This is a genomic window from Limosilactobacillus albertensis (genome assembly GCF_014145555.1).
GTDB lineage: Bacteria > Bacillota > Bacilli > Lactobacillales > Lactobacillaceae > Limosilactobacillus > Limosilactobacillus albertensis.
In genome coordinates this window covers 19,395-45,794 of sequence record NZ_JACIVD010000043.1, presented here as the reverse complement: position 1 = coordinate 45,794, position 26,400 = coordinate 19,395, and the positions used below count along the sequence as shown (strand labels likewise).

Annotated in this window: 26 protein-coding genes; 17 read left to right on the top strand and 9 right to left on the bottom strand. The window is 38.7% G+C overall.

Annotated elements, in window-relative coordinates; all coding sequences use genetic code 11:
- Positions 1-219 precede the first annotated feature (219 nt).
- The 3 genes from gnd to H5S41_RS00755 all read left to right on the top strand — a co-directional run bounded on the left by gnd (position 220) and on the right by H5S41_RS00755 (position 4,101).
- Entirely contained in the window at positions 220-1,656 is a 1,437-nt protein-coding gene (gene gnd, locus H5S41_RS00765; RefSeq protein WP_153709213.1) for an NADP-dependent phosphogluconate dehydrogenase, read from the top strand.
- A gap of 108 nt (positions 1,657-1,764) precedes the next feature.
- Entirely contained in the window at positions 1,765-2,031 is a 267-nt protein-coding gene (locus H5S41_RS00760) for a hypothetical protein (protein WP_163704797.1), read from the top strand.
- A 123-nt stretch (positions 2,032-2,154) separates the two neighbouring features.
- Positions 2,155-4,101: a sugar MFS transporter gene (locus H5S41_RS00755; RefSeq protein ID WP_182601624.1), complete on the top strand. Its 1,947-nt coding sequence runs from the start codon at positions 2,155-2,157 to the stop codon at positions 4,099-4,101.
- Positions 4,102-4,337: 236 nt separating this feature from the next.
- Here the strand turns inward: H5S41_RS00755 and H5S41_RS00750 are convergent, their stop codons facing one another.
- A complete protein-coding gene (locus tag H5S41_RS00750; RefSeq protein ID WP_153709216.1) occupies positions 4,338-4,802 on the bottom strand; it encodes a universal stress protein in 465 nt (154 codons plus the stop codon).
- Positions 4,803-5,016: 214 nt separating this feature from the next.
- On the opposite strand from H5S41_RS00750, the gene H5S41_RS00745 reads away from it, so the two are divergent.
- On the top strand, positions 5,017-5,496 hold the full coding sequence (locus H5S41_RS00745; protein WP_182601622.1) for an Lrp/AsnC family transcriptional regulator: 480 nt from the start codon (positions 5,017-5,019) through the stop codon (positions 5,494-5,496).
- 48 nt (positions 5,497-5,544) lie between these two features.
- Here H5S41_RS00745 and H5S41_RS00740 read toward each other — a convergent pair whose 3' ends face one another.
- Positions 5,545-6,849, bottom strand: a complete 1,305-nt coding sequence (locus tag H5S41_RS00740) for a dicarboxylate/amino acid:cation symporter (protein ID WP_182601619.1) — start codon at positions 6,847-6,849, stop codon at positions 5,545-5,547.
- Positions 6,850-7,098: 249 nt separating this feature from the next.
- Here H5S41_RS00740 and H5S41_RS00735 point away from each other — a divergent pair, with 249 nt between their 5' ends.
- Positions 7,099-7,710, top strand: a complete 612-nt coding sequence (locus tag H5S41_RS00735) for a DedA family protein (protein WP_182601617.1) — start codon at positions 7,099-7,101, stop codon at positions 7,708-7,710.
- Positions 7,711-7,763: 53 nt separating this feature from the next.
- Here the strand turns inward: H5S41_RS00735 and H5S41_RS00730 are convergent, their stop codons facing one another.
- Genes H5S41_RS00730 through H5S41_RS00720 form a run of 3 tightly spaced genes read right to left on the bottom strand, consistent with a single transcriptional unit; the run spans position 7,764 to position 11,448 of the window.
- On the bottom strand, positions 7,764-8,756 hold the full coding sequence (locus H5S41_RS00730) for a LacI family DNA-binding transcriptional regulator (protein ID WP_182598142.1): 993 nt from the start codon (positions 8,754-8,756) through the stop codon (positions 7,764-7,766).
- Between the two features lie 35 nt (positions 8,757-8,791).
- On the bottom strand, positions 8,792-10,243 hold the full coding sequence (locus H5S41_RS00725) for a UDP-glucose--hexose-1-phosphate uridylyltransferase (RefSeq protein WP_182601615.1): 1,452 nt from the start codon (positions 10,241-10,243) through the stop codon (positions 8,792-8,794).
- Positions 10,244-10,269: 26 nt separating this feature from the next.
- Positions 10,270-11,448, bottom strand: a complete 1,179-nt coding sequence (locus tag H5S41_RS00720) for a galactokinase (protein ID WP_182601613.1) — start codon at positions 11,446-11,448, stop codon at positions 10,270-10,272.
- A gap of 194 nt (positions 11,449-11,642) precedes the next feature.
- Here H5S41_RS00720 and H5S41_RS00715 point away from each other — a divergent pair, with 194 nt between their 5' ends.
- Genes H5S41_RS00715 through H5S41_RS00700 form a run of 4 tightly spaced genes read left to right on the top strand, consistent with a single transcriptional unit; the run spans position 11,643 to position 14,202 of the window.
- Positions 11,643-12,611 carry an SGNH/GDSL hydrolase family protein gene (locus H5S41_RS00715; RefSeq protein WP_182601611.1) on the top strand — a complete coding sequence of 323 codons (969 nt, stop codon included), beginning with the start codon at positions 11,643-11,645 and terminating at the stop codon, positions 12,609-12,611.
- 29 nt (positions 12,612-12,640) lie between these two features.
- A complete protein-coding gene (locus H5S41_RS00710) occupies positions 12,641-13,423 on the top strand; it encodes a tyrosine-protein phosphatase (protein WP_182601608.1) in 783 nt (260 codons plus the stop codon).
- 34 nt (positions 13,424-13,457) lie between these two features.
- Positions 13,458-13,964: a YbhB/YbcL family Raf kinase inhibitor-like protein gene (locus H5S41_RS00705; protein ID WP_182601606.1), complete on the top strand. Its 507-nt coding sequence runs from the start codon at positions 13,458-13,460 to the stop codon at positions 13,962-13,964.
- Between the two features lie 13 nt (positions 13,965-13,977).
- Complete coding sequence (locus tag H5S41_RS00700; protein WP_153709225.1) at positions 13,978-14,202, top strand: hypothetical protein; 225 nt, start codon at positions 13,978-13,980, stop codon at positions 14,200-14,202.
- 55 nt (positions 14,203-14,257) lie between these two features.
- Here the strand turns inward: H5S41_RS00700 and H5S41_RS00695 are convergent, their stop codons facing one another.
- Complete coding sequence (locus H5S41_RS00695; protein WP_182598148.1) at positions 14,258-14,584, bottom strand: hypothetical protein; 327 nt, start codon at positions 14,582-14,584, stop codon at positions 14,258-14,260.
- Between the two features lie 21 nt (positions 14,585-14,605).
- Positions 14,606-15,724 carry a hypothetical protein gene (locus tag H5S41_RS00690; RefSeq protein WP_182601604.1) on the bottom strand — a complete coding sequence of 373 codons (1,119 nt, stop codon included), beginning with the start codon at positions 15,722-15,724 and terminating at the stop codon, positions 14,606-14,608.
- A gap of 105 nt (positions 15,725-15,829) precedes the next feature.
- On the opposite strand from H5S41_RS00690, the gene greA reads away from it, so the two are divergent.
- Positions 15,830-16,327 (top strand): transcription elongation factor GreA, encoded by a 498-nt coding sequence (gene greA, locus H5S41_RS00685; RefSeq protein ID WP_182601602.1) that lies wholly within the window; start codon positions 15,830-15,832, stop codon positions 16,325-16,327.
- Positions 16,328-16,576: 249 nt separating this feature from the next.
- Positions 16,577-17,329: a nicotinamide riboside transporter PnuC gene (gene pnuC, locus H5S41_RS00680; RefSeq protein ID WP_153709229.1), complete on the top strand. Its 753-nt coding sequence runs from the start codon at positions 16,577-16,579 to the stop codon at positions 17,327-17,329.
- A 50-nt stretch (positions 17,330-17,379) separates the two neighbouring features.
- On the opposite strand, the gene H5S41_RS00675 is transcribed toward pnuC, so the two are convergent.
- Positions 17,380-18,222 carry an aldo/keto reductase gene (locus H5S41_RS00675; RefSeq protein ID WP_182601600.1) on the bottom strand — a complete coding sequence of 281 codons (843 nt, stop codon included), beginning with the start codon at positions 18,220-18,222 and terminating at the stop codon, positions 17,380-17,382.
- A gap of 118 nt (positions 18,223-18,340) precedes the next feature.
- Between H5S41_RS00675 and H5S41_RS00670 the strand changes: the two genes are divergently transcribed.
- The 6 genes from H5S41_RS00670 to cysK all read left to right on the top strand — a co-directional run bounded on the left by H5S41_RS00670 (position 18,341) and on the right by cysK (position 24,789).
- Complete coding sequence (locus tag H5S41_RS00670; RefSeq protein WP_182601598.1) at positions 18,341-19,021, top strand: response regulator transcription factor; 681 nt, start codon at positions 18,341-18,343, stop codon at positions 19,019-19,021.
- Positions 19,014-19,991, top strand: a complete 978-nt coding sequence (locus H5S41_RS00665; protein WP_182601596.1) for a sensor histidine kinase — start codon at positions 19,014-19,016, stop codon at positions 19,989-19,991. The genes H5S41_RS00670 and H5S41_RS00665 overlap by 8 nt, the downstream gene beginning before the upstream one ends.
- Before the next feature lie 117 nt (positions 19,992-20,108).
- Positions 20,109-20,864: an ABC transporter ATP-binding protein gene (locus H5S41_RS00660; protein ID WP_182598154.1), complete on the top strand. Its 756-nt coding sequence runs from the start codon at positions 20,109-20,111 to the stop codon at positions 20,862-20,864.
- A gap of 3 nt (positions 20,865-20,867) precedes the next feature.
- Positions 20,868-22,793 carry an ABC transporter permease gene (locus tag H5S41_RS00655; RefSeq protein ID WP_182601594.1) on the top strand — a complete coding sequence of 642 codons (1,926 nt, stop codon included), beginning with the start codon at positions 20,868-20,870 and terminating at the stop codon, positions 22,791-22,793.
- Between the two features lie 239 nt (positions 22,794-23,032).
- Complete coding sequence (locus H5S41_RS00650; protein ID WP_182601628.1) at positions 23,033-23,860, top strand: homoserine O-acetyltransferase/O-succinyltransferase family protein; 828 nt, start codon at positions 23,033-23,035, stop codon at positions 23,858-23,860.
- Positions 23,861-23,865: 5 nt separating this feature from the next.
- On the top strand, positions 23,866-24,789 hold the full coding sequence (cysK, locus tag H5S41_RS00645) for a cysteine synthase A (RefSeq protein ID WP_182601592.1): 924 nt from the start codon (positions 23,866-23,868) through the stop codon (positions 24,787-24,789).
- Between the two features lie 62 nt (positions 24,790-24,851).
- Here cysK and cls read toward each other — a convergent pair whose 3' ends face one another.
- Positions 24,852-26,345, bottom strand: coding sequence for a cardiolipin synthase (gene cls, locus H5S41_RS00640; protein ID WP_182601590.1), 1,494 nt, complete (start codon positions 26,343-26,345; stop codon positions 24,852-24,854).
- Positions 26,346-26,400 lie beyond the last annotated feature (55 nt).

The window sequence follows — 26,400 nt, the reverse complement described above, 5'->3', positions numbered from 1 at the left end:
CTGGTCGGTGTCTTTTTCTTTTACTAATACATATTTTAAAGGAAAACGGAGTTAAATGAAATCCGAAGATTTCATCTAACTCCGCTTATTATTAGGGACTTATGTCACAGTCCCTTTTTTATTTATAAAATTTGATGTTTAGCGTTTGCACTATCACCAAATTTTGTTATAATCGAGGTTGTGAAATATATTACATAAGTATTGAGGAGAGTGACTTTAATGTCTGATCAAAAAGCACAAATTGGTGTTGTTGGTTTAGCTGTTATGGGTAAGAACCTTGCACTTAACATCGAAAGCCGTGGCTTTACTGTAGGTGTATACAACCGTCACCGTAACCGGACTGACGATATGATGCGTGACCACAGTGACAAGAAGTTAGTACCTAGCTACACTATTAAGGAATTCGTTGACTCACTAGAAAAGCCTCGTCGGATTCTTATGATGGTTAAGGCTGGTAAGCCAACTGATGCACTTATCGACGAATTATTACCATTGCTTGACAAGGGTGATGTTCTAATCGATGGTGGTAACACCAACTTCCACGATACCATGGCTCGTAACGCTAAATTAGACAAGTCTGGTATTAACTTTATCGGAATGGGTGTTTCCGGTGGTGAATTAGGTGCCCTTCATGGTCCATCACTTATGCCTGGTGGTCAAAAGGAAGCTTACGACTTAGTTGCTCCAATCCTTACTAAGATTGCTGCTAAGGCTGAAGAAGACGGCAAGCCATGTGTTGCCTACATCGGACCAAATGGTGCTGGTCACTACGTTAAGATGGTTCACAACGGTATCGAATACGGTGATGAAGAATTAATCGACGAAAGCTACAACATCATGCGTAACGTATTAAAGATGCCTGTTGACGACATTGCTAAGACCTTTGCTGAATGGAACAAGGGTGAATTAAGCAGTTACCTTGTTGACATTACTGCTGACATCCTTACTCGTAAGGACGACCTTGGTGACGACAAGAGCAAGCCTATCGTTGATATGATCCTTGACCGTGGTGCTAACAAGGGTACTGGTAAGTGGAGTTCAATGACTGCTCTTGATGGTGGTGCTCCTCAATCAGTTATTACTGAAGCTGTTTATGCACGTTACATCTCAATGATGAAGGACGAACGTGTTCAAGCAAGCAAGGAATTACCAGTTGACACTGAAGCTGTTTCAATCGACAACAAGGAAGAATTAATCGAAAAGGTACGTCAAGCACTTTACTTCGGTAAGCTTATGAGTTACGCACAAGGATTTGAACAAATGCGTATTGACTCAGAACGTTACGACTGGAACCTTAAGTATGGTGAATTAGCACAAATCTGGCGTGCAGGATGCATTATTCGTGCACAATTCTTACAAAACATCACTGATGCCTTCACTAAGAACCCAGACTTGAAGAACTTACTCCTTGATGACTACTTCAAGGACATTGCTAAGAAGTACCAAAAGGCTATTCGTGACGTTGTTGCCCTTGCTGTTAAGGCTGGTATTCCTGTTCCTTCACTTAGTGCTGCTATTAGTTACTACGACTCATACCGTTCAGAAGTGCTTCCTGCTAACTTGCTTCAAGCTCAACGTGATTACTTCGGTGCTCACACTTACGAACGTACAGACCGTCCTGGTAACTTCCACTACAGCTGGTACGAAGAACAATAATCAAATAGTTTTTGATTTAACGACTGAGAGAAATCTCGGTCGTTTTTTAGTTTTAAATTTCTTAACAAGCCGCTTAAATAGTGTTTTGATTAAATGGGAGATGATTTTATGAATAAAGTATTTATGAACGGTTATTATCAAGGTGTGGTTGAAACAGCCCCTGCTACCCTTTCTGCCGCTAAAGTAGAGCAATTAGCAGTCACAATGACAATCCTCCATCTACGCCTTGCTGGTGAAAGTGTCACTACTATTCATGACTTCCTAGCAAACGATATTCATGCTGATCCGCGAATCATAAATAAATATATTAATTTAAGCGCTAACAAGTTGAAATTTTCGCAGGCACAGGTAATGCAATTGGCCTTTAAAGAATAATTTTTTTCATATTAACCCTCTTTTTCGTAAAACTTTACTAAAATCACATTGACTTTTCCCGTGAAAACGCTTACTATTATGGCTGTAAGATATTTTATGTTGTTGTAGAAAAGGGGAGTTAACATGGATACGAAAATTGATACTGCAAAAAAAGATCCACACGTTGTCCGCTCTCGTCTTGCCTATTCTTTAGGTGCATTCGGACATGATGCTTTCTTTGCACTACTTTCTACCTACTTTATGATGTATGTTACCGGTCACTTATTTACCACTAATGATAAAGCCTTTGATAATCGAATGGTTGGTTATGTCGGTGCAATCATCATGATTTTACGGATTGTTGAATTATTAATTGATCCGTTAATTGGTAACGCAATTGATCGAACTAACACTAAATGGGGTAAGTTTAAGCCATGGGTTGTTGGTGGTGGTATTATTTCAGCCATTTTACTTGCAGCCTTATTCACGCCACTAGGAGGATTGAACACAAGCAATCCTATTCTCTACTTAGTTGTATTTGCTATTATTTATATCATTATGGACGTGTTCTACTCCTTTAATGATGTTGGTTTCTGGTCAATGGTCCCAGCGATGTCCTTTGATTCACATGAACGTGATAAAATAGCAACATTTGCCCGGGTTGGTTCAACAATTGGTGGTCAGATCATCGGATTTGTTATCATGCCAATGGTTCTATTCTTCTCGATAAACCAAAATGGCGGTACTGGTGATGACCGTGGTTGGTTCATCTTTGCCGCAATTGTTGCTGCAATTTCAGCAATTACTGCCATTGGTGTTGGGCTATTTACTCACGAACAGAAATCATTACTTCGTGAAAATAAAGAAGAAACCAAGCTTAAAGATATTCTTCATATTCTAATTAAGAATGACCAGCTTTTAGCTATAGCAATGTCCTACCTATTCTTCACAACTGGACAAACTTTGCTAAACAGTTTTGAACTTTATTACTTCACTTATATTTTAGGTGATGCCAAGGCCTTCTCAATCCTTGGTGGTCTAAACACAATCGTTGGTGTAATTTCTGTTTTTGCCTTCCCGCTCTTCTCTGGAAAGATTGGTCGTCACAAGTTATTCTATGGCGCTGCCTCCATTGAAGTCCTTGGTGCCTTAATTTTTGCCTTTGCTGGTAAGTCATTAGCATTAGTTCTGCTTGGGGCTGAATTATTCTTTATCCCACAACCAATTATTTTCTTAGTTGTGCTTATGACTATCACCGACTCAGTTGAATATGGTCAACTTAAATTAGGTCACCGTGATGAATCACTTACCCTATCAATTCGTCCATTACTTGATAAATTCGGTGGGGCTGTTGCTAACGGGGTTGTTGTTATGGCTACTGTTGCCGCTGGTATGACCGGTGGTGCTACCGCTGCTACTGTTACAGCACATGGTGTAAATGTATTTAAGATTTACATGTTCTTAATTCCAATTGCTTTAATTATTGTTGGTATCATTATCTTTGTTCTTAAAGTTAAATTGGATGAAAAATCACATGCTAAGATTGTTGCCGAACTAGAACAAACTTGGGGTAAGCAATTTAATAACACTGACAATACTGCTAGTGAATCCACCCCTACTCCACAACCAGGTGTTACTAACATCACTTCACCTGTAGCTGGTAGTCTCGTTGACTTAAAGGATGTCAATGATGAAACCTTTGCTTCTGGTAACATGGGTAAAGGCTTTGCTATCACACCATCTGATGGTAAGGTTATCGCACCATTTAGCGGAACCGTACGAGCAACCTTCTCTACTCGTCACGCAATCGGTATTGAATCTGATAATGGTATTATGCTACTTATCCACGTTGGTATCGATACTGTTAAGCTTCGTGGTACAGGATTTATTAGTTACTTTGATAAGGATCAACACTTTGACAAAGGCCAAGAACTAATGGAATTCTGGGACCCAGCAATTAAGAAAGCTGGCCTTGATGATACTGTTATGGTTACTGTCACTAATAGTAAAGACTTTGATATTAAGCTCTTGAAGGATGCTGGTGATAAAGTAACGACTACTGATGTTGTTATGGAAGTCACTAAAAAATAATTAAATATCTTTCTCTGTCAAAACGGGAGGAGCTACTCTAATTAGAGTAGCTCCTCCCGTTTACTATTTATCCTAAGACACATTGGCGCTATTACAAAGCACAATCGTAAACTACTAAGTGAAAACAAATTATTAGGTGCCCAGTGGTGCTCACTAATGTTGTTAGCCGCAACAAGGTATAAGAAAAGAGCTAATAGTAATTAGTACCATTAGCCCTAATCTTTCTATATAAACAATTACTTAACTTGATCTACATCAGTCCGTACAACCAGAACATCAACGGGTGCGTTACGCTTTACGTATGATGTAACTGATCCCATCACTGCCCGTTGCATCCGTGATAATCCACTAGCACCGATAATAATCATGTCGTTGTGGTGATCACGAGGGAAGTCAAACGAAATAATAGTCTTTGGATTACCAAGACGAATATGGATGTCAAGGTTATCAAAATCATCCTTATTCTTAGCATCCTTTAATAATTCATCAAGGTATTGCTTTGATTTGTCAACCAATTGGTACGCAATACTTCCATCTGACATACCAGCAAAATTATAAGCCATTGCTCGTGTATCAATAACATTTAAGATATCTATATGAGCGCCGTTTCGCTTGGCAATAGCGATAGCTCGGTGTAATGCATATTCTGATTCCTTAGAACCATCAACTGGAACTAGGATGTTTTGATATTCTTGATCCATAAGTTTGAACCTCCATTCAAACAACAAGTATATATTTACTTAAATTATACCATTTTTTTGAGGAAGGAAGTAACTGAAACTGAAATAATCATGCTTCAAACAAATTTTAATTAATTTATTATTTTATAAAATTTATACTATACATTAATCTTTAATTAGAGTACCCTTAGTATATCAAATATATCTTTAATTTTTGAAAGTGAGGCCGTACTAAATGGACAAGATCGACCGAAAGATTATTAATCTTCTTCAAAAAAATGCCCGCGCTTCTTTAAAAGAGCTCTCCAAAGAATGTTTTATTTCATCACCAGCAATTGCAGCGCGAATTAATAAATTAGAAAAAAGCGGAATTATCACTGGTTATCATACAAGTGTAAACATGGAAAAAATCGATTTTCATGTTAAAGCCTTCATTCAAGTTCAGCTTGAGCCACGACAAAAGCAAGAATTCTATCCATACATTCAACAAATTCCGAATGTAATTGAATGTAATTGTGTAACCGGTGATTATTCTGAAATAATGGAGGTTGTCTTTCCCTCAACTACTGACTTAGACAATTTTATCAATACTATTCAACAACGATTCGGTAAAACTAGTACACAAATCGTCTTTAGCACTAGTGTCGAACATCGTGGTGTTAGGTTAGCATCGTCGCAAAATAATCTACCAGAAGAACAAAATGAACAAAAGTAGCATAAAAAAGCGAGGTCCAAGAATTTTTCTTCACCTCGTTTTTGTATTTTATTCAGTTTCAGTCTTTGTTGAGGTCTCTTTTCCGTAATTATCTAAGTATGCATTATACTTTTCACGGTCAAGCGCACCTTCTGATTCACCAATAACAAGTGTAGCAATTGAATTACCAACCACGTTAACGGCAGTCCGTCCCATATCAACAAAACGGTCAATTCCGGCGATAAAAGTTAATCCAGCCATTGGAACGCCAATCGTCGATACACTAGCAAGAAGGACAACAAACGAGGCTCCCGGCACACCAGCCATCCCCTTACTTGTAATCATCAATACAATTAATAAGGTAATCTGATGAGCAAGACTAAGATGGAGACCATAAGCCTGTGCTAAGAAGATTGCAGCTAGTGATTGATAAATAGCAGATCCATCAAGGTTAAAGGTATAACCGGTTGGAATAACAAAGGCGGTAATTCCCTTGCTTACACCCATCTCATGAGTCTTTCTCATCAATCGTGGCAACGTAACCTCAGAACTAGCAGTTGTAAATGCTAATACAATCTCATCAAGAATAGCTCGCATCGTCTTCCAATAACGTAAATGGAATATATGGGCGGTAATTCCTAGAACAACAACAATAAAAATAAGCATCGTCACGTATGCAATCAGAATAAATAATCCCAATGGCAGTAATGCACTGATTCCCATTTCAGCAATTGTCATTCCAATCAATCCAAAGACCCCAATTGGTGCAAACTTCATTACCCAATTAGTAACCTTGAACATAACTTCTGAAACACCATTTAATACGTCAATCAGAATTTTAGCCTTTTCACCAACAGCCGCAATACCAAGTCCAAAAAGAACAGAGAATAAGATAACAGGCATCATATCCCCATCTGACATTGCTTTAAAAATATTTGTTGGAATAATCGACAAAATCAATGGCCAAAATCCACTATTGTGTTCAGCTGACTTTGCAGTTGACATGTATTGTGAAATATCAGTCGCATGAAGTTTATGAATATCAATGAATGATCCAGGATGCGTAACATTAGCCATTACTATCCCTAAAATTAACGCAATGGTCGTCAAAACCTCAAAATAAATCAAAGTCTTTCCACCAATACGTCCTAACTTTCTAATATCACCAATATTAGCAATTCCAACAGTCAAGCAAGAAACAACGATTGGCATTACGATCATCTGAATCAGCCGGATAAAGATTGTTCCTAAGCTCTGCATAACAGTGATGGCACCCTTATTTTGATAGAAAATCAATCCACAAATAATACCAAGGACTAGCCCAATCATAATCTGCCAGCCCATACTAAGGCGCCCGAAACGATATCGCTTCACTTTACATCAATCTCCCTTATGTAGTCTTATTATACTTTAGCACATTTTTAGCAAGATTTTAGCAAATTTTAAGATTTTATCCAATTAAAACCGAACACTTTAGAACTATCCCTAATGTTTCATTCACTTCAAAGCTATAAAGGCCAATTAATAATTCGTAATTTTAACTAAAGAAAAGATTAATCTTCCCTGAAAGTTTTGCTAATATGATATCGTTATTAAAGACTATTAATTGAACAGGAGTAATTTATGAATGCTTGGATAACGGACTTTATTAATCAATTTGGGTACATAGCAATTGCCTTATTAATTGCCCTCGAAAATGTTTTTCCTCCGCTACCATCCGAAATTATTCTCACAATGAGCGGATTTATGACTACTACGACGGCCTTGTCGATTATTGGCGTGATTAGCGCTGCAACCATTGGCTCATTGATTGGTGCGCTAATTCTATATGCAGTCGGCCGCCAATTAACAGTTGCACGACTTACCCGGCTTCTTGATCATCGGTTATTCAAGGCGCTCGGCTTTCATCATGATGATGCGCAAAAAGCAGTTAATTGGTTTAATAATCACGGTACCAGTGGTATTTTTTACGGGCGATGCATCCCCGTTATTCGAAGCTTAATTTCGATTCCTGCGGGGATTGCCCAAACCCCATTAGGAAAATTTTGCGTCTTAACCGTTCTTGGAAGTGCTCTCTGGAATACTATCCTTGTTGTCCTCGGGGCATGGGTCGGCCAATCTTGGAATAAAATCGTGATTATTTTCAACGAATATACTACGATTGCTATTGGTATAATGGCAGTTATTTGTCTTTACTTTGCGTATCGGTGGTATCAAAAAAGAATCAAGAAATGAAAAAAGCAAGGCGACTGAGAAGAGATTCCCGGTTACCTTGCTTTTTAGCAGGTTTAGCGAGTTGTCTGGCGCAGAATTAAGTGCGTTCCAACAACTGTTTTACATGGATCATTACTAGGGTTTTGCAATCGTTTAATCATCATGTCAACTGCTGTGTGAGCCATTTCATCCGTAGCTACGTGGACCGCAGACATACTTGGATAAACATATTTAACAATTGCAGTGTCATTAAAACTAATTAGCGCAATCCGATTAGGAACATTAATCTTGGCTTCCTGAATCGCTTTTAATGCACCTACCGCCATCGGATCATTTGCTATAAAAATCCCATGCGGCATTTGATCACCAAGCGTTGCAATCGCCTTTTTCATTGCATTATATCCTGACATCGAGGTGTAGTTGCCAGCAAATATAAATTCTGGGTGATAAAGGTTTTGTTGACGTAAGGTGCTCTCAAAATAAAAGCGTCGCAAATCAGGAACTATTTGTTGGTCAGTTGTCCGTTCAGTCCCCGCCAACATTCCAATATCGTCTATTCCTTCATTGACAAATTCTGCAATAACAGAACGAACTGCATTTTCAAAATCAGGTACCAAGCAATCATATCCAGCTGCTAGACTATCATAATCAACAAATACAATATTAGAAGTTACTAGCCGCAATGCTTGTACTTGCGAATCACTAAACTTCCCAATCGCGATGATGCCCGTAACATCGCGCGGAATTTCTTCCATATTGTTTTGATAAACCGGAACTGTTTGCAAGCCCTGCTGTTGAGCTGCCCGTTCAATCCCCATTCGAATCGCCATGTAATACAAGTCGTCTAATTCTTGAGTGAGAGAATACCACTGAACAACTGCCACGCGTTGCACCTGGTTGTTTCGTGCCCGCTTATGTTTAGTATAGTTAAACTCTTCAGCAGTGGCTAGCACCCGTTGACGCGTCTTTTCGTTTACAGAAAGAGTCACATCATTGTTTAAAATTCGCGATACTGTCGCAATCGATACCCCTGCTTTGTCTGCGATATCGTGTAATGTTACTGCCATTCTGCCTCAGTGCCCCTTTCTCTTTTAGGTTAAAACTATTTTAAGACATCAACGAACCGTTGCCAACCTTCTTTTCCGCTTGCATCATCTTTAAATACACCGGCATTCTCTAAAACATTAGCAAATATATTGGCAATTTCCTGTTCCATTACCTCATCAACATTGTCTTCGGTAATCTTTACCTTTGATTGAACTTCCTTAGCCCACGGAAGGTGACTATCAGCAATCTTATTTTCAGCGCCGAGCCAGAACTTCTTAACTTCATTTAATTCATTCTTAAGCCGTGCCGGAAGAATTGCTCGACCCATCACTTCAATCAAACCAATATTTTCCTTCTTAATGTGCCATAGCTTTTCATGTGGGTGGAAGATGCCTAGCGGATACTTATCACTAGTATTGTTGTCACGCAGCACTAGGTCAAGAATAAACTTATCATCTTCGCGGTGCATGATTGGCGTAACCGTGTGGTGTCGTGTTTGACCATCAAATGCTTTAATATCAAGGCTTTCATCACTATAATGATCCCAAACATTGATAATATGCGTTCCAAGATCAATTAATTGCTCCGTATCTGCACTTGTTAGCCGAATGTCACTCATTGGCCAATTTACGATCCCCGCTTCAACGGCTGGATAATCCTTAAATTCTAGTTTCTCTTTGATTGAAGCCTTCATCATTGGAAAGACATGCTTACCACCTTGATAGTGTTCATGAGCAAGCATTGACCCACCGACAATTGGTAAGTCGGCATTACTACCAACAAAGTAAGCAGGAAGTTGTTTCTCAATTTCAACCAAGTTAATTAAAGTTTGCCGATTAATTTTCATCGGTTCATGCTTACTATCAAGAAAAATACAGTGTTCATGGAAATAAGCATATGGTGAATATTGGAATCCCCATTGCTGACCGCCAATTGTCATCCGAATAATCCGATGATTGCTCCGTGCAGCTTGACCAAGGCGACCCTTATAACCTTCATTTTCCATGCAAAGAGCGCATTGCGGATACTTTTTAGCCGTATCATGAGCAGCAGCAGCAATTGCTTTAGGATCTTTTTCTGGTTTTGAGAGGTTAATCGTAATTTCAAGATTGCCATATTTTGTTGGCTTGTCAAAAACAACATTTTTCTTGATTGCTGCCACCTTAACATAGTCGTTACTGGTACAAAGATTATAGAACCAGTTTGTCGCTGTTGACGGTGACTGTTGATACTTTTCCCAGAATTTATGGTTAACTGCTGATGGCGTTGGTGTCATCAAATCGTATAATTGATCATTTAAAATCTCTCTAGCAGTCTGCCCATCATCAATCTTGCCACGCTTAACGGCTAAATCAACTAATTGGCTAACAACCGGTTCATCGTCTTTTGCTTCAACATCTTCATCACCCACGAATCCGCGAATCTTATTTAAAATATAAATTCGATCAAGCGGTTCATACGTTCCACTGGCGATTACCTGATCAGCAAACTTTTCCATTAACTTCATTTTCTCATTCCCCCACTAAAATACTATTAAAGCTTATGTGGTCCATCAACAACTTCAGCATCATAGAAACTAGCGTCATAACCAATCTTGTCACGGTAAATTTTACCAACATTTTCCTTAAATTCATCGGCTGCTGACTTTTTAACAATGGCGATCGCACTACCAGCAAATCCGCCACCGACCATTCGAGCACCAAGGCAGCCTGGCTGACCCCATGCATTTTCAGCTAGTGTATCTAATTCTTTTCCGGTAACTTCATAATCATATTTAAGCGAGACATGAGAAGCATTGATTAACCGGCCTAATTCTTCAAGGTCACCCTTTTCCATTGCGTCAATGGCCTTCTTTGTCCGCTCGTTTTCACTAACAGCATGACGGGCACGGCGAATTAACGTGTCATCATTAATTAAGTAAGTGTATTGATCGAACGTATCGGAATCTAATTCACCAAGTTTAGTAATATTAAGTTTCTTATTAAGCCGGTTAACAGCTTCTTCACATTCTTGAACCCGTTCATTATACTTTGAACCTGCTAATGAGTGGTTCTTATTGGTACTCATAATCACGATTTCGTAGTCACCTAGTTCAAGTGGCAAGTACTTATATTCAAGGGTATTACAGTCAAGGTAAATTGCATTATTTTCTTTACCCATTCCAACCGCGAATTGGTCCATAATTCCAGAGTTTAAGCCGACAAAATCATTTTCCGTTTTTTGACCAAGCTTAACAAGTTCAATCTCATCAATGTCAAGGTTAAATTCATCTTTTAAGATATTACCCATCAGCATTTCAATTGATGCAGATGACGATAAGCCTGAGCCATATGGAAGAAATCCATGAATGTATAAATTAAAACCATGGTCAATCTTAAAACCGCGTTGCTTTAAGTAAACCAGCATCCCTTTGAAGTAATTAACCCACTTCTCGTCTTTTGCGCTTTGCGGTTCTTCATCATTAATATCAAAAGTAATAATCTTACTATCTTCTTCCTTGGCTGAGTTTGCCGAGTAAATAGCAACCGTTGTATCTTCACGCGGACCGTATACTCCATACGTACCAATACTAATAGCACAAGGGAAAACGTGTCCGCCATTATAATCAGTGTGTTCCCCAATTACATTGATCCGACCTGGTGAGAAAAATACATCTTGTCCTGGTTCCTTAAAGACATCTTGGTATTCAGCTAAAAATTGTTGCTTATCCATCAGAATAACCTCCATACATCAAACAAACATTAGTAAACTTTTACTAAATATAATTTACTCCTTTTTCACTCGCCCGTCAACAAGCGCTTTCAAATTAATCCTATCAATAAAGAAAACGCTTTCTAAAAAGTAAAAATAAATAGCCCCGTTGCCTATCAAAATGCTACACTATTTAACATAGACGGAGGCTTTTTATGAAAAAATATATCCCAAAAGATTTAATTAAGCTTGCTTCGCGGACAGGTCGTTGGACAGTTAAAAAAATTAACGATACTACCGCCTTGTATACAACCAATTTGGGTAGTTATCTACGTTTTAAAGTCCAAGAAGCTACCAAGTGTTATGTGGAAGTTATCGCAAATCAAAACTTCCTTTCACCAAGCCAGATTTTTGCTATTCGGATTGATAACGGGGACTGGCACCGCTATCAAGCTGCTTTAGGAAAAATCGCAATTTCTGTAAGTCCCGAATCACATATTATTGAGATTATGGCGGCCGGTAATACCGATATTGATGAAGTGTGGACTGGTAATGAGGGCTTTGCGATTAAGGAAATTATCCTGAATCAGGGAAACCTTCTTCCAGCTTCCAAACGTTCCATAATCAATTTTATTGGCGACTCTATTACTGCTGGATGCTGGGTTGCTGGTAACCATCCTTCATTTGATTATCGTCCCGAGAAAAATTATGCAGCCATTAGCGCTGATATTCTCAATGCTGATAGCGTCCGAATTGCCTATTCTGCTGGCGGAGTATTGCGCTCTGCTACTGGCGGCGTTCCCACTGCTGATAAGTTTTTAGCAAGAATCGATGCACAAGATTTATGGACCCCTAATAATCCTGATTTAACAGTACTTAACTTAGGTGTCAACGATCGCCGTTTCCCTTCAAAACAATTCGTTGCTGCTTTTGACTTATTTGTCCAACAAGTCAAATTAACTTTTCCAAATGCCCCGTTGGCAATAATGGTTCCATTTAGTCAAACTTTTGCCCAAGAGATTCGGACAATTGCAGCTAATCATCAGTGTCCCATCATCGAAACCAATAGCTGGAAGCATAGTTTTACAGATGGATTACACCCCGATCAGCTAGGTGCCATTGCAGAAGGAAAAATGCTGGCAAAAGCTTTAAGTCCGCTTTTACATAAATCCAGTGTACAATAAAACTAAGAAATAATATGAGGAGGATTCCCATGGCTAACCAACGATTATTACCAATAAAAAATGGCTATAATTTCCGCGACCTAGGCGGCTATCCTACTGTCGACGGGCACACAACAAAATGGCAACGGCTGCTTCGAACTGGATCGCTCGCTCGACTGGGACAAGATGATTTAAAAGTACTAGACGCAATCCCGGTTACAATTGATGTTGACCTGCGTGCCCCTGATGAAGTAAAAAAGGCTCCTGATCGTGTTCCTGCTACTGCTACTTACTATCATTTGCCGGTTTTTCAATCAGATGAAACCGATGCATCGCATAGTGATGAGGAAATCGCTGCGCAAATGCAGAAACCGGGCAATGGATATCATCATATGATTGATGTCTACCAGCGAATGACAACTGTTAATTCTGCAAAGCAAGCATATCAAAATTTATTTAAGCTCCTATTAAGCAATAAACACGGTGCTTTGCTTTTTCACTGCACTGCTGGAAAAGATAGGACTGGAATGGCGTCATTTCTTATCCTTAGCGCTCTGGGGGTAGAACAAAAAGTTATTATAGAAGATTACTTATTGACCAATACTGTTACTCAAGAGTTCCGCAACAACTGGCTACAAGAAATGCGCGATAACGGAGCTAGTGAAGAATTGGTAACGAATCGTGCCGCTCTCGCTTCCGTTGCACCTGATTACATCAATACCGCAATAAAAAATATTAATCAAAATTATGGGAATGTTGATCATTACCTCAACGAATATCTCGGGATAACTCCTGCTGAAATAAAAGAACTGCGGGAATTGTATTTAGACTGACCTAGATTATAATTGTTTATGAGGAGGGATTTTTATGCAAATCTCAGTACCATTAGTTAACGGAATGTTAGCCGATGAATATGGTAAATACGCGCCTGCAGCGGATATATTAGCTGATCATCCAATCAAATCATTCCCAATAAAGATTACAGACGCTCCTGCCGATACCAAAACATTTGCGATTGTATTTATTGATTATGATTCAACACCTGTTTGTGGTTTCACGTGGATTCATTGGCTAGCAGCTAACATCCCCGGAACTTTAACAGATATTCCTGCTAATGCTAGTCGAGACTTAGCCGCTCAATTCGTTCAAGGAAATAATAGTAATGCCGGTTCACTAGTAAATGGCGATCCACTTATTACCAGCGGCTACGTAGGTCCACAACCACCTGATAAAACTCATAACTATACCTTAATGGTGTTTGCCTTGGATGACACATTACCTTTAAAAAACAAGTACTGGCTTAATGATTTCATTCACGCCGCCAAAGGACATATTCTAGCAAAAGCACAAGTTGATTTACCAAGTCGTGCGTAAGGAGGAAATGATAATGGAAACAAGAATCTTCTTTAATCCTGGCGATTCAGTTGCTAACATTAATGATTACAATGAAGCAGTTCGGAAGGGTCAAATTTTCAAGCGCGAGCGTCGCAATGACGATCTTGTTATCGCAAAGGACCCTAACGATAAAGAATATGCTATTTTTTATGCTAAAGATGCTTTGCCAGCTGAACATAAAAAATCTAAGCCATATGAAATTAAAAATCGTCTTTAAAAAGAGAAATGGCCAATGGAAATATTCCACCGGTCATTTTTTCTTTTATTAGGCTTTAACGACCACCAACAATTCTAGCCGTTTCATCCTCGAGTCGTTCAATTAACGAATCAGCATCCGTCTTAAAATCATTAACAAATGAATCTGACTGCGGGTGAACACGACCAGCCTCATTACCCATAACATCAGTAACAACTAAGTCATTTTCATCCCAGTTAACATCATCATAATGACCTTCAAGAGCTTCGTCAAAAAATGCTTGGAGTATATCCCGAACCGCATTTTGAATAACAGTTGTTTCATCAACCTGCTCACCGCGAACCTTGTGTTGAGCTAGTTGCATTGCTACATCTTCCATATTTTCTGGAATTTCAACGCTCATTACGGATTCCTCCTTTAAGAATTACCGACGACGTAGCTTGCGCCGGGCCTTTTTACTAAACTTAATACCTTGAAGCGATTTTTTCTTCCGCTTTAACTGCGGATCGGTATGGTCACTTACAGCCATTTGTTGCTGTTGCTTTTGTTGCATTTCACGTTGACGCTTAATTAAACGTTTCCGCTCATATTCACCCCATGGATTTAACAGACCACGCATAAAGTCAGCAACTTCTTGCTTATGATCATCCATCCATGCTTCGGCCACATCTGCATCATCTGTATCGATCCCATTACTATTAATGAATGATAGAACTAATTGGGTTTCACGTTCATCACGATTTAATGAAGCAAGCATGTCTTCTGACGGTTGCATATTGGCAATTGCCTTTAAACCGAGCTTATACTGATCCATATCAATATAATCATTTTGCTTCATATATTCAAATAATGCCTGTGCACTTGGTACAATATTATGAATCTGCTTTATTGAGATATGCGGATCCAGTGGCATCATCATGCCCAATACCCGCTGTAAATTACTGAAAGTCCACTGATCTGGATATTCAGCACATTCTTGAACCATTAATTCTAAGAACTCTTGTACAACATAATTTAGTTCGACATTATCTAATTCAAGATTGCTAAAGTGCGGATCAGTTTTAATAGCTTGTTGAATATTTGCTAACAAGTCCTTAAATTTTTCAGGTGTCCACGTAACTTTTTCTTTAGCTGAAGCGTCCTGAACTGGCGTTGATTCTTCTTCGTGCTCTTCAGCTCCGTGTAATTGGGCCCATGTCTTATGTGCTTTACGACATTCATTCATTTTTGTCCGTTGTTCTTCCATCGCCTTAACGACTTCAGCGAGATTATCAACTTTCAAAAATTCTTGGTAAGCACGTAAAACCGGAACAACCGCAATCCCAAATTGATTAGTTAATGATGGATCAGCGATAAATTCCCCGACCATGACCGCTTTTACTGCTTCTGGTGTCCAAGTAGTATCGGTCAAATGCTGATCATTTGCCATCTGGTTATTAAAACGAGTCAAAATATCCTGTGCATGTTTTTGCTGATTAGCAGATAACTGATGATAGTTGGACGAAGTAAGGAACTGGTCAATATGCTGTTCTTGTTCGTTCATTATCTATTGTCCTCCGTCTCCAAATTGAATTTTCCTTTCTATCATATCATAATTATATCTAGTAAATATAACTAGATTGTTAATACATAAGGAGATATTACACCAATGCAACGAAAAAAGATCCAAGAAGCAATGAAAAATGTCTATTTTCAAAAAATGACTGCTAATGGTTATCATGAAATTGAGGAACAAATTGCTGGATTACAAAAGCAGCGTCCAGCGAAAATAGAACAGCTAAAAGCTGCCCGCGCCCTTGGCGACTTATCAGAGAACACGGAATACAGTACTGCTAAGCGAGAACTTCGCCACCTCGAAAGCCGACTGCGTTATCTTAACAAGCAGCTTCAATACGCTGAAATTGTGACTCCTAGCGATGATCATACTGTTGACCTTGGTACGACCGTCACAATTGAATTTGAAGATGATGATGAGCAAGAAATCTACCATATTGTTGGTAAGCAAGAAGCTGATATTGCTAAACAAAAGATCTCCTTCGACTCCCCGCTCGGTCAAGCCCTCCTTCATCAAACCGCCGGAACCATTGTAACCGTTGAAGCTCCACAATCATCATATCGGGTTAAGATTATTAAAGTTGAGTTATAACATTGATAAGCTATTTTAGTTTCTTTAATATTACAGCAGAAATTTTTAAATTTATTATTTTCGGTAATAGGGTTAATTCCTCGCTGTTCAATTGCTCTAAGCAACTGATTAAACAAAATTTTCGGTATTGCATCTCTGATTTTGACCCGCTATACTATTAAACGTCGCTTTTTCACAGCCACAACATATTGTGTTCTCAGTTGATATAAAGCACAACTTATACAACATATAGTAGAGGGAGTTATATTGATGCTTAGCAATTATTTAAAATTTCTTGCCCACCAGTTAAAGGGCTGGCCACAACAAAACTATTACCTATTCTTTTTCAGTTTAGGCTGTCAGGTTATGACCTTAGTCAGTGCCCCGATAACATGGGTTACTGTCATTACTTTTATCGGTACCACGCTTGGTGTCCTTTGTGTTCTAGCAATTAATGCAGCAAAGTCAGTAAATGGTTTCTTAGGCATTCTATCAGCACTGTGTTTCATCATTGCTGGTTTTAGTGCTAAAAATTATTTAAGTATTGTTGAGCAAATCGCCTATGTTATTACCCTCGATTTACCAGTATTACTTTCTGCAAACTGGAACGTTAACATGGCTTCTAAGATTCGTAAGTTCAATGCCCGTTCATGGTCAATCGCTATTGTGGCAACCATTGCGGTATATCTCGTTTCAGGTTACTTGATTGGTAATTTAACTGATGATCCACGACCATGGATTGATGCAATTAGTTTCTCCATCAGTCTTTCTGCTGGTGTCATCTGTTTCTTACGTTTTAACAATCAATACTTCTGGTGGCTTGCATCCGGTCTTGCCCAATTAGTACTTTGGTTTGTTTCTTACAAGCAAGGTTCAGCTACTTTAGCAATGGCCGTTAATAGTTCAATCTATCTAATTAATGATGTTCTCGCCTTCACCATTTCGCCATGGTATAACGAACGTGAACGTCAACGACTTAGTGAAGAAGAATCTGCCTATGCTAAAGAACTGGGCCTAGAGTAGTACAAAACAGCAAAGTGAGTGGATAATTTTCCAATCGCTTTGCTGCTTTTTTAATATTGCTTATTATATTCATACACCAATTCTGGTTCACGGCCGGTCCGATGGTAGGCGTTTAATGAGTCGATCTGCGCCATTTCTTGTGCACTAAGTTCAAAATCGTAAATATCAGCATTTTGTGCGATTCGTTCTTCGTGAACTGACTTAGGGATAAATGACACGCCGTTTTGCAAATGCCAGCGTAAGATCACTTGCGCGGTTGATTTATTATGAGCAACGGCAATATCTTTTAATATTGACTCATTAAGAACGGCTCCCCTGCCAAGCGGACTCCATGCTTGCGTTACAATTTGATGCTGACGATTAAATTGTAATAACGGTTTTTGCGTTAATAGGGGATGCAGTTCAATTTGATCAACAACAGGCATTTCACTTGCTTGCGTTGCTAAATACTGAAGATGAATCATTTGGTAGTTGCTTACACCAATCGATCGTGTAAGTCCCGCCTTCTTCATTTCTTCAAACGCCCGCCATGTATCAAAAAATGAACGTTCAATCGGCCAGTGAACAAGTAATAAGTCAACATAATCCATTTGTAGTTTATGTAATGATTCTTTGACCGATTCGATTGCCTTCTCATAGCCCTGGTTTTTCTCAGCGACTTTTGTTGTAACAAAAATATTATCACGTGGAATTGCTAATTGTTTAAAGGCATTACCAACTTCTTGTTCATTGCCATATAGTTGTGCAGTATCAAATAAGCGATAACCTATCTCATACGCTTTGCTTACCGCCTGATTCATCGTTTCCTGTCCATCTACCTTGTACAGGCCAAAACCCTCTTGTGGCATTTTGTTACCATCAGCTAGGGTTAATAAATTATCCTTAATGTCCATCCATTCCCACTTCCTTTTGCCTTATTCTCAAACAGTCATTCAAAATTGTCAAACATGTATTTTCCTTTCTGAACTAACTAATGTATTATGATGTTAAATCTACTTACGAGGAAAAATTATGGCTAAAATATTTATTGTTGAGGATAATTCCGACATTATCCATGCAATTGTGCAAAATTTAAGCAAATGGCAACATGATACCATCACAGTTAAGGACTGGGCAAACGTTGCAAACGAGATTATTACCGCAAAGCCAGATCTTGTTTTGTTTGATATTACTCTTCCTACTTTTGATGGTTTTTATTGGATTCAGGAAGTCCGTAAATACAGTCAAGTACCGATCATCGTAATTTCTGCAGCAGAAATTGATACCAATGTCATGCACGCAGTTACGGCTGGGGCTGATGATTACATCATGAAGCCATTCACAATGACCGTCCTCTTAGCAAAGATCCAAGCTTTGTTACGCCGAAATAAGCAGGTAACCGATACGGAAAAACTAGACTGGGGGCATAATTCATTTAACCCGCTTACTAATGTTCTTACAAATGCATACGGCACTGCGCAACTTACTCCAACTGAGGGGGCAATGCTACAAGTTTTACTTAGTCATCGCAATAAAACTGTTTCTAAAGATCAACTACTGCAATGGTTATGGCAAGGTGGAAAATATCTCAATGAAAATACCCTCAACGTCAATATTAGCCGTCTAAGAACTAAACTAAGCACAATTGGTTTACGTCAATGTATTCACACAGAACGTGGCCTTGGTTATCGCCTGGTGGTTGATCATGAATAAGTATTATTTCAAATTATTTTGCCGTTCAATATTCCCTGCTACTATCGGTTATATAATTTTAATTGGTCTAATCGGTCTGCTAGCAATTTTATATAATCTTCCTGCCGTTTTTTGGGGTGACATTATTCGTTTTTCCCTTCCAGTTTTTATCATTTGGCTTATTGGGACAGGTGCAATTCAATTCTATCGTCTTCGCCATTTAACGATTTCACAGCTTGATAACTTTAGCCCCGCCAATATAACTGAAGGAAAACTTATTGAAATTCTGCAGAAAGAACGCTCAAAAAACATCCAGACTATCCGTCAATTACAAGCAGTACAACATGAACAACTTGACCACCTTGAATTATTTGCCCACGAAATCAAAAATTATTTAACAAGTTTAACTGCTGCTGCAGAAAATTCACTAACAGTCACCAGTGAAGAAGTTAAGAAAAATACATACCAGGCAAATTATTATTTAAATTTACTATTAAACGATGAACGCCTAGCGATTAATAACCACGATTACGATTTTCAATGGGTTAATATTGCCCAGCTAGTGAATGCAATCTTACAGCAAAACTCAGCTATTTTTATTAATAAACAGCTTATTCCTGAGTTACAAAATTTAACTGGAGTTACTATTCTTACTGACCGTAAATGGTTGCGTTTTTGTATTGAACAATTACTTTCAAATGCAATCAAATACTCATCCCCCAACAGTACTATTAATATTTCCTGGGAAATTAATTCATTACGGATCACTGACCATGGTTGTGGAATTCCAACGACTGATCTTCCACGAATTTTTGAAAATGGCTTCACTGGGGAAAATGGTCACCAAACAACTGCTGCTACTGGCATGGGGTTGTACCTTGTTAAAAAGGTTACTCAACAATTAAACTTCCAGGTTAGCGTTTCATCAATCCAAGGCCAGGGAACAACAGCTATTTTGTCTTTTCAGCCAGCCAACGTTAAACATGCTTAATTTAAAGCTTACAAAATTGTAAGGTTCTGTACGTTTCCGTAAGTAGGAAGTAGTACAGAACCTTTTTATAATTAAGACATAATCAAACCTAGCGTTTTACCAGAAAGGAAAATTATTATGACAGTATTAAATCTTCAACACGTTCAACGCGTATACAACTCTAACTCCGCGAACCCTGTTATGGCCTTAAAAGATATTACCTTTAAAGTTGAAGAAGGGGAGTATGTGGCAATCATGGGTGAATCTGGTGCTGGTAAAAGTACCTTGTTAAATATAATCGCAACCCTAGAACAGGCAACTAATGGTCAGGTAGTTCTTAATGGGCAAGATCTTCGTCAACTATCAAAAGACGACGCAGCACATTACCGTCGCGAACATCTTGGCTTTGTTTTTCAACACTTTAACTTACTTGACAGCCTCTCCAATCGTGACAATATCTATTTACCGCTTGTTCTAGCAAAAACACCTGTTACAACAATGGAAGAACGAATCAAGCCCTTAATTGACCGTCTACGAATTAATAAAATCATTAACCGTTTTCCAAGTGAGATTTCAGGAGGACAACAGCAGCGTATTGCAATTGCTCGTGCCCTAATCACTCACCCTGACCTTCTCCTTGCCGATGAACCAACTGGGGCCTTAGATTCAAATACCAGCAACGAAATTCTCGAACTTTTTGATGAGGTTAATGCTAACGGTCAAACTATCATCATGGTTACACACAGTGCCGCTGCTGCTAGTCATGCTAAACGCACCCTCTTTATCAAGGATGGACGAATCTATCATGAGCTTTATCGTGGGGATCTTTCACTTAAAGATTATCAACAGCAAATTAGCCAAACAATGATGACATTAACGAATGGTGGTGAATAAACAATGCTCTTCTTTAAACTAATCAATTCTAGTTTTAAGCGTAATCTTAAGGTCTACATTCCTTACCTTGCTTCTATGATAATGCTAGTCGCTATTAACTATATTTTTAAGGCAGTTGAAATTAACCGTAGTCTTAAAAATTTACCAAGCGCAGCTGTAACTAAAGCATTAATGCAGACAGGATCAACCTTTATCATTCTTGTAACCCTTGCATTTATGATTTATGTTAATCGTTTCTTATGGCAACAACGTCAGCGGGAAATGGGTCTGTATAGCATGTTGGGAATGACTAGTCGTGATTTACAGGTATTAACAATTATTGAAAAATTATACCTGCTAGTAATTAGTCTTTTTATCGGAATTTTATTCGGAGTTATTTTTGACCGCCTTGCATTTCTCGGCTTTGCTCATTTATTGCAAATTGAGCATCTATCACTGCCATGGGTAGCGTGGCCTGCTGTAACCAACACAATTTTAATTATCGGCGGCTTTTTCTTAATCTTGATGGTTATTGACTTAATAAAACTATTTCGTTTAAATCCCAATGAATTATGGCAGCCAAAGCAAGCTAAAATTGCTCGTCACGGAAAGCTATTTACTTTTGCTGGACTTCTTGGGGTCGCTGCCCTTGCTTATGCTTATTACCTTACAATTACTGTTAAGCCCCGAATATCCGCCTTATCGACATTCATGTTGGCGGTTTTCTTAGTGGTAATTGGAACCTACCTTGTTTTCATTACTGGAAGTATCATTGTTCTTAAAATTCTTCAAAAGAACAAACGATATTATTATCGGCCTCGTCACTTCATTGCTATTTCAGGAATGCTACAACGAATGGAACAAAACGGTGCTAGTCTTGCAACGATTTGTTTACTTTGCAGTTCTGTCCTCGTGATCCTCTTTACCTCATTAACCATGTATGCGGGAATCAATGATACTGTTAATTCTTTTGCCCCTCGTGACCTTACTATTATTACTCCGCAAAAACTTTCTTCTCAGCAAGAAGCTACTATCAAGTCAGTTGCAAGTAAACATCAGGCCCACCTTGATAAGCCGCTAACATTTACCACCAGCGCGCCACAATACGGATACTGGAAAAACAATCATTTTATTATTCAAGGTGGTTTAGAAAATATGACTAATCAAACCACTAATTCGATCATTACAATGTCAACCGCTACTTATAATCGCATTTCAGGTCAAAAAGTCAAACTAGGAAAAGACAAGGCGTTAATTTATTCTCCTGCCAAGGAACATCAGGGGTCCTTACAAGTAGGCTCACAAAAGTATCAGGCAAAGGTCCTCCATAATTTCAATTATTACTTCAACCCTAGCCATTCGATTTATTCCCCCATTTTTGTAATTACCAATAACCTTCCTGCAAATACTGCCACAATTAACTTTACTGGGATCGACTATCACCTAAAAGGAAGCAAAAAAGAGCATCTTCAATTTGAGAATGATTTACAGGCTAAGCTACATTTACCAAACCAAGTATATTCTTCTCGAACAAATCTTAAGAGCCAGTTAACAAGTCTCTATGGCGGAATCGTCTTTTTAGGAATTCTCATCAGTTTTGCGCTTGGTATCACGACAACTGTTGTCATCTACTTCAAACAAATCACTGAAGGTTATGAAGATCAAGCTCGTTTCAGAACGATGCAACAAGTTGGCTTAAGTGAAAAGGAAACAACCAAGAGCATTCATAGTCAAGTATTGATGGTCTTTATGCTGCCAGTAGTCGGTGCGATTATTAACCTTTGTTTCGCTATTCCGGCGATCCGTCAAATTTTAATCCAATTTAATTTTTACAATGTTCAGCTAATGACGATAATCGCAGTATCAATCACATTAATTCTGCTATGTCTTTACTTTGCAATTTATGGTCTCACCACAAGAATTTACCGCAAAATCGTTGAACAAAGCTAGGTGCTATAAATTGACATTTCCTATTCCAACGGGTACACTTTAATTACTAATAATAAGTGCGATCGATAAAATGAGGAGATGTCGTTCATGACTTTTATAACCACCACTATTCAACAAAAACTAACAAGCTGTTGCTAAACTAATCAAGCTAGATAAGCCCTTCTTTTTAAATGTGGCTAATTGATGCTTTAAGGCTTTAGTAACAGTTTTTTTAGTTTATTTTAAATCGAGGTGATTCCATAATGGCAGCTCCATTAAAAATAGGGATTCTTAACCTAATGCATGACAAAGAAGATACTCAACAACGGTTTACAAAGGTTCTTTCCGCTGGGTCATACCGTGTTAACATTCAATACTTTTATCCCCAAAATCATTATACTTCACGACCTGTTCCCAAGCTTGTTCAACAAATTTCTCAGCCCTTAGACTTAGGACAAGCTGCAGCGATGGATGCTTTTATTATTACCGGTGCGCCAATTGAACAGCTTCCATTTGAAAAAATTACTTATCTTGATGAAGTTCACCAACTGATTGACTGCTTAGTCGCTAATAATATTCCACAACTCTATATTTGCTGGGGAGCAATGGCAGCCGCTAATTATCTTTATGGAATTTCCAAAATGCCTCTTCCCGAAAAAATCTTTGGCGTTTTTCATAACTATATTCAACATGAAGATCCGTTATTAACGGGTTTAGATGATGGTTTTCTTGCTCCCCATGCTCGGTACGCTGAGATGGATATTAACAAGATTGCTCATGATCCACGTTTAATTATTAATGCTACCACTAAAGATAATCGCTTATTTTCATTTCGTGCGCGCGACAAGCATCAATATTTCTTGTTCTCACACCTCGAATATGGTCAAGATGCCTTATTGAAAGAATACTTACGAGAGCGAAATACCCATCCTGGTATCGAATATATTAAGCCGCAAAACTATTTCCGTGATCCGCTTCATATGAAAGATCCCCAATTTAGCTGGCAACGAACCCAACGAGTATTCTTCGATAATTGGCTTCAGACCGTTGCTAACGACGCAAAAACAAAACAATTGGTAAAGGAGTAAACATTATGACTGAAATCACTAATTCTATTACAAACTTAATCGGCAACACGCCAATCGTTAAGTTAAATCGGGTTGTTCCTGACGATGCTGCTGACGTTTATGTTAAGCTGGAATTCTTCAATCCAGCTGGCTCAATTAAGGACCGAATTGCCCTTGCAATGATCGAAGAAGCAGAAAAGGCCGGTAAATTGCAAGCTGGCGGTACCATTATCGAACCTACTTCAGGCAACACTGGTGTTGGTCTTGCGATGGTTGCTGCTGCTAAGGGTTACCACTTGATCATCACAATGCCTGAAACAATGAGTGTTGAACGTCGAAAGCTCATGCAAGGCTACGGTGCCGAATTAATCCTTACTCCTGGTGCCGATGGAATGAAGGGAGCAATCGCAAAGGCAGAAGAGCTAGTAAACGAAAAGGGCTACTTCATGCCGATGCAATTTAATAATCCTGCTAACCCTGATATTCATGAAAAGACGACAGGGAAAGAAATTCTTGAAGCATTTGGCAACGATATTCCCGATGCTTTCGTTGCTGGTGTTGGAACCGGTGGTACATTGACGGGAGTTGGTCACGCTTTGAAGAACGCTAACCCATCTGTCCAAGTTTATGCACTTGAACCAGCTGAATCACCAGTTTTGAAGGAGGGCAAAGGCGGTAAACATAAGATTCAGGGAATCAGTGCTGGATTTGTACCTAAAGTCCTCGATACTGACGTTTATGATGGAATCCTCGAAGTCAAGAGCGATGATGCAATCGCCACAGCTCGTGATGTTGCCCACCAAGAAGGAATCCTTGTTGGTATTTCTGCTGGTGCTAATATCAAGGGCGCAATTGAGGTTGCTAAGAAGCTTGACAAAGGCGAAAAAGTAATTACAGTTGCTCCTGATGGCGGTGACCGTTACCTTTCAACTGAATTATTTGATTATTAAATCTAATTTAGAGTATAAAAAATCTGCAACATTAAATTTTAACGTTGCAGATTTTTTTATTTCTATAAAATTGGTGATAGCAATCTTGAGAAGTATTGTTTGAATTTCCGCCATTTTGATTGCTTGTCAAAATATTCTGGCGTAAGTAAAGTACTTTTCTTCATGTCGTCCTCGAAATCTTTCTTCAAGCGAGCCGTTAGTTCTTCATTATATGCAAACGTATTAACTTCAAAATTAAGACGAAAACTCCGGTAATCCATATTAGCTGAGCCAACAGATGCGATGTTACTCCCACTAACCATCGTCTTGGAATGAATAAAGCCGTTATTATACTTATAAACCTTCACGCCATTATTAACCAGATATTTAGCATAATATTCAGTTGCACGATAGACAAATGGATGATCGGGCATACAAGGAATCATGATCCGCACGTCAATCCCGCTTCTTGCAGCAATTACTAATGCCTCAAGCACCGAATCTTCTGGAATAAGGTAAGGCGATTGAATATAAACATACTTCCGCGCGGAGCTAATAATTGATTCATAGCCTCGTCTGATCGAGTAATTTTCATTATCAGGACCAGAGGAAACAATCTGCATCGGAACCTCATCAGGATCACCTGTTGGAGCAGCTAATTCAAAGTCTTGAAATTCATTTTCAAGATTAATTTTCTTTTTATGCGTTTTCCGGCAAGTCGTATTCCAATCCATCGCAAAGCGGACTGTCATCATCATCGTAGCCTGCCCGACAACACGAAGGTGCGTATCCCGCCAATAACCAAATTTAGGATCTTCGCTAACATATTGATCGCCGATATTAAAGCCACCGATATAGCCAATTTTTCCGTCAATAATAGCTAACTTACGGTGAAGGTGGTAATTTAACCGCGGTGTTTGGAAATAAGCTTTAGCGGCAGCAATAAATGCTTGAGCTTCTCCACCTAACTCTTCTAAATGCTTGAAAAACTTAAAAGTAGTTCCATGAGACCCGCTTAAATCATAAAGGACCCGCACTTTTACTCCCCTAGCTGCCGCATCCTCCAATGCCTTTAATACACGCCGTCCTAAATTATCAGCATAAAAAGAGTAGTACTCAATATACACATGATCAGTTGCGTGATTTATATCATCAATTAATTTGTCAAATTTCTTCTTTCCATCAACGAAAACGTGAACTTTATTATTAAAAGTTACTACTGAATCATTCAAACTCAGAAAAAGGTTTACTAGCTGCCGATCTCGCGACAGCCTGCTTCCTTTGGGCATTAATTCATGTTCTTCACTTAGCTTTCGTTGTTTTTCAAGGTATTTAATTCGTAACTGCTTTTGCTCATCTTGAATACTAAATATCTCATCATGTGACAACTGACGGCCAACAAAAAGATACATAATAAAACCGATTACCGGCAAAACACTTAATACTAACAACCATGCCCACGTTGATGCAATATCACGCCGGCTGCGAAAAACCGTCCAAACTGCAAAAGCAACGTTAATTAACCACAGGACTTCAATAATCCGCCGAACGACATCCCATGTCCAAACAATATTCATACTTATAATAATCTCCCTACTAGTATTACTGATTTATTATAGCTATTATTTGCTT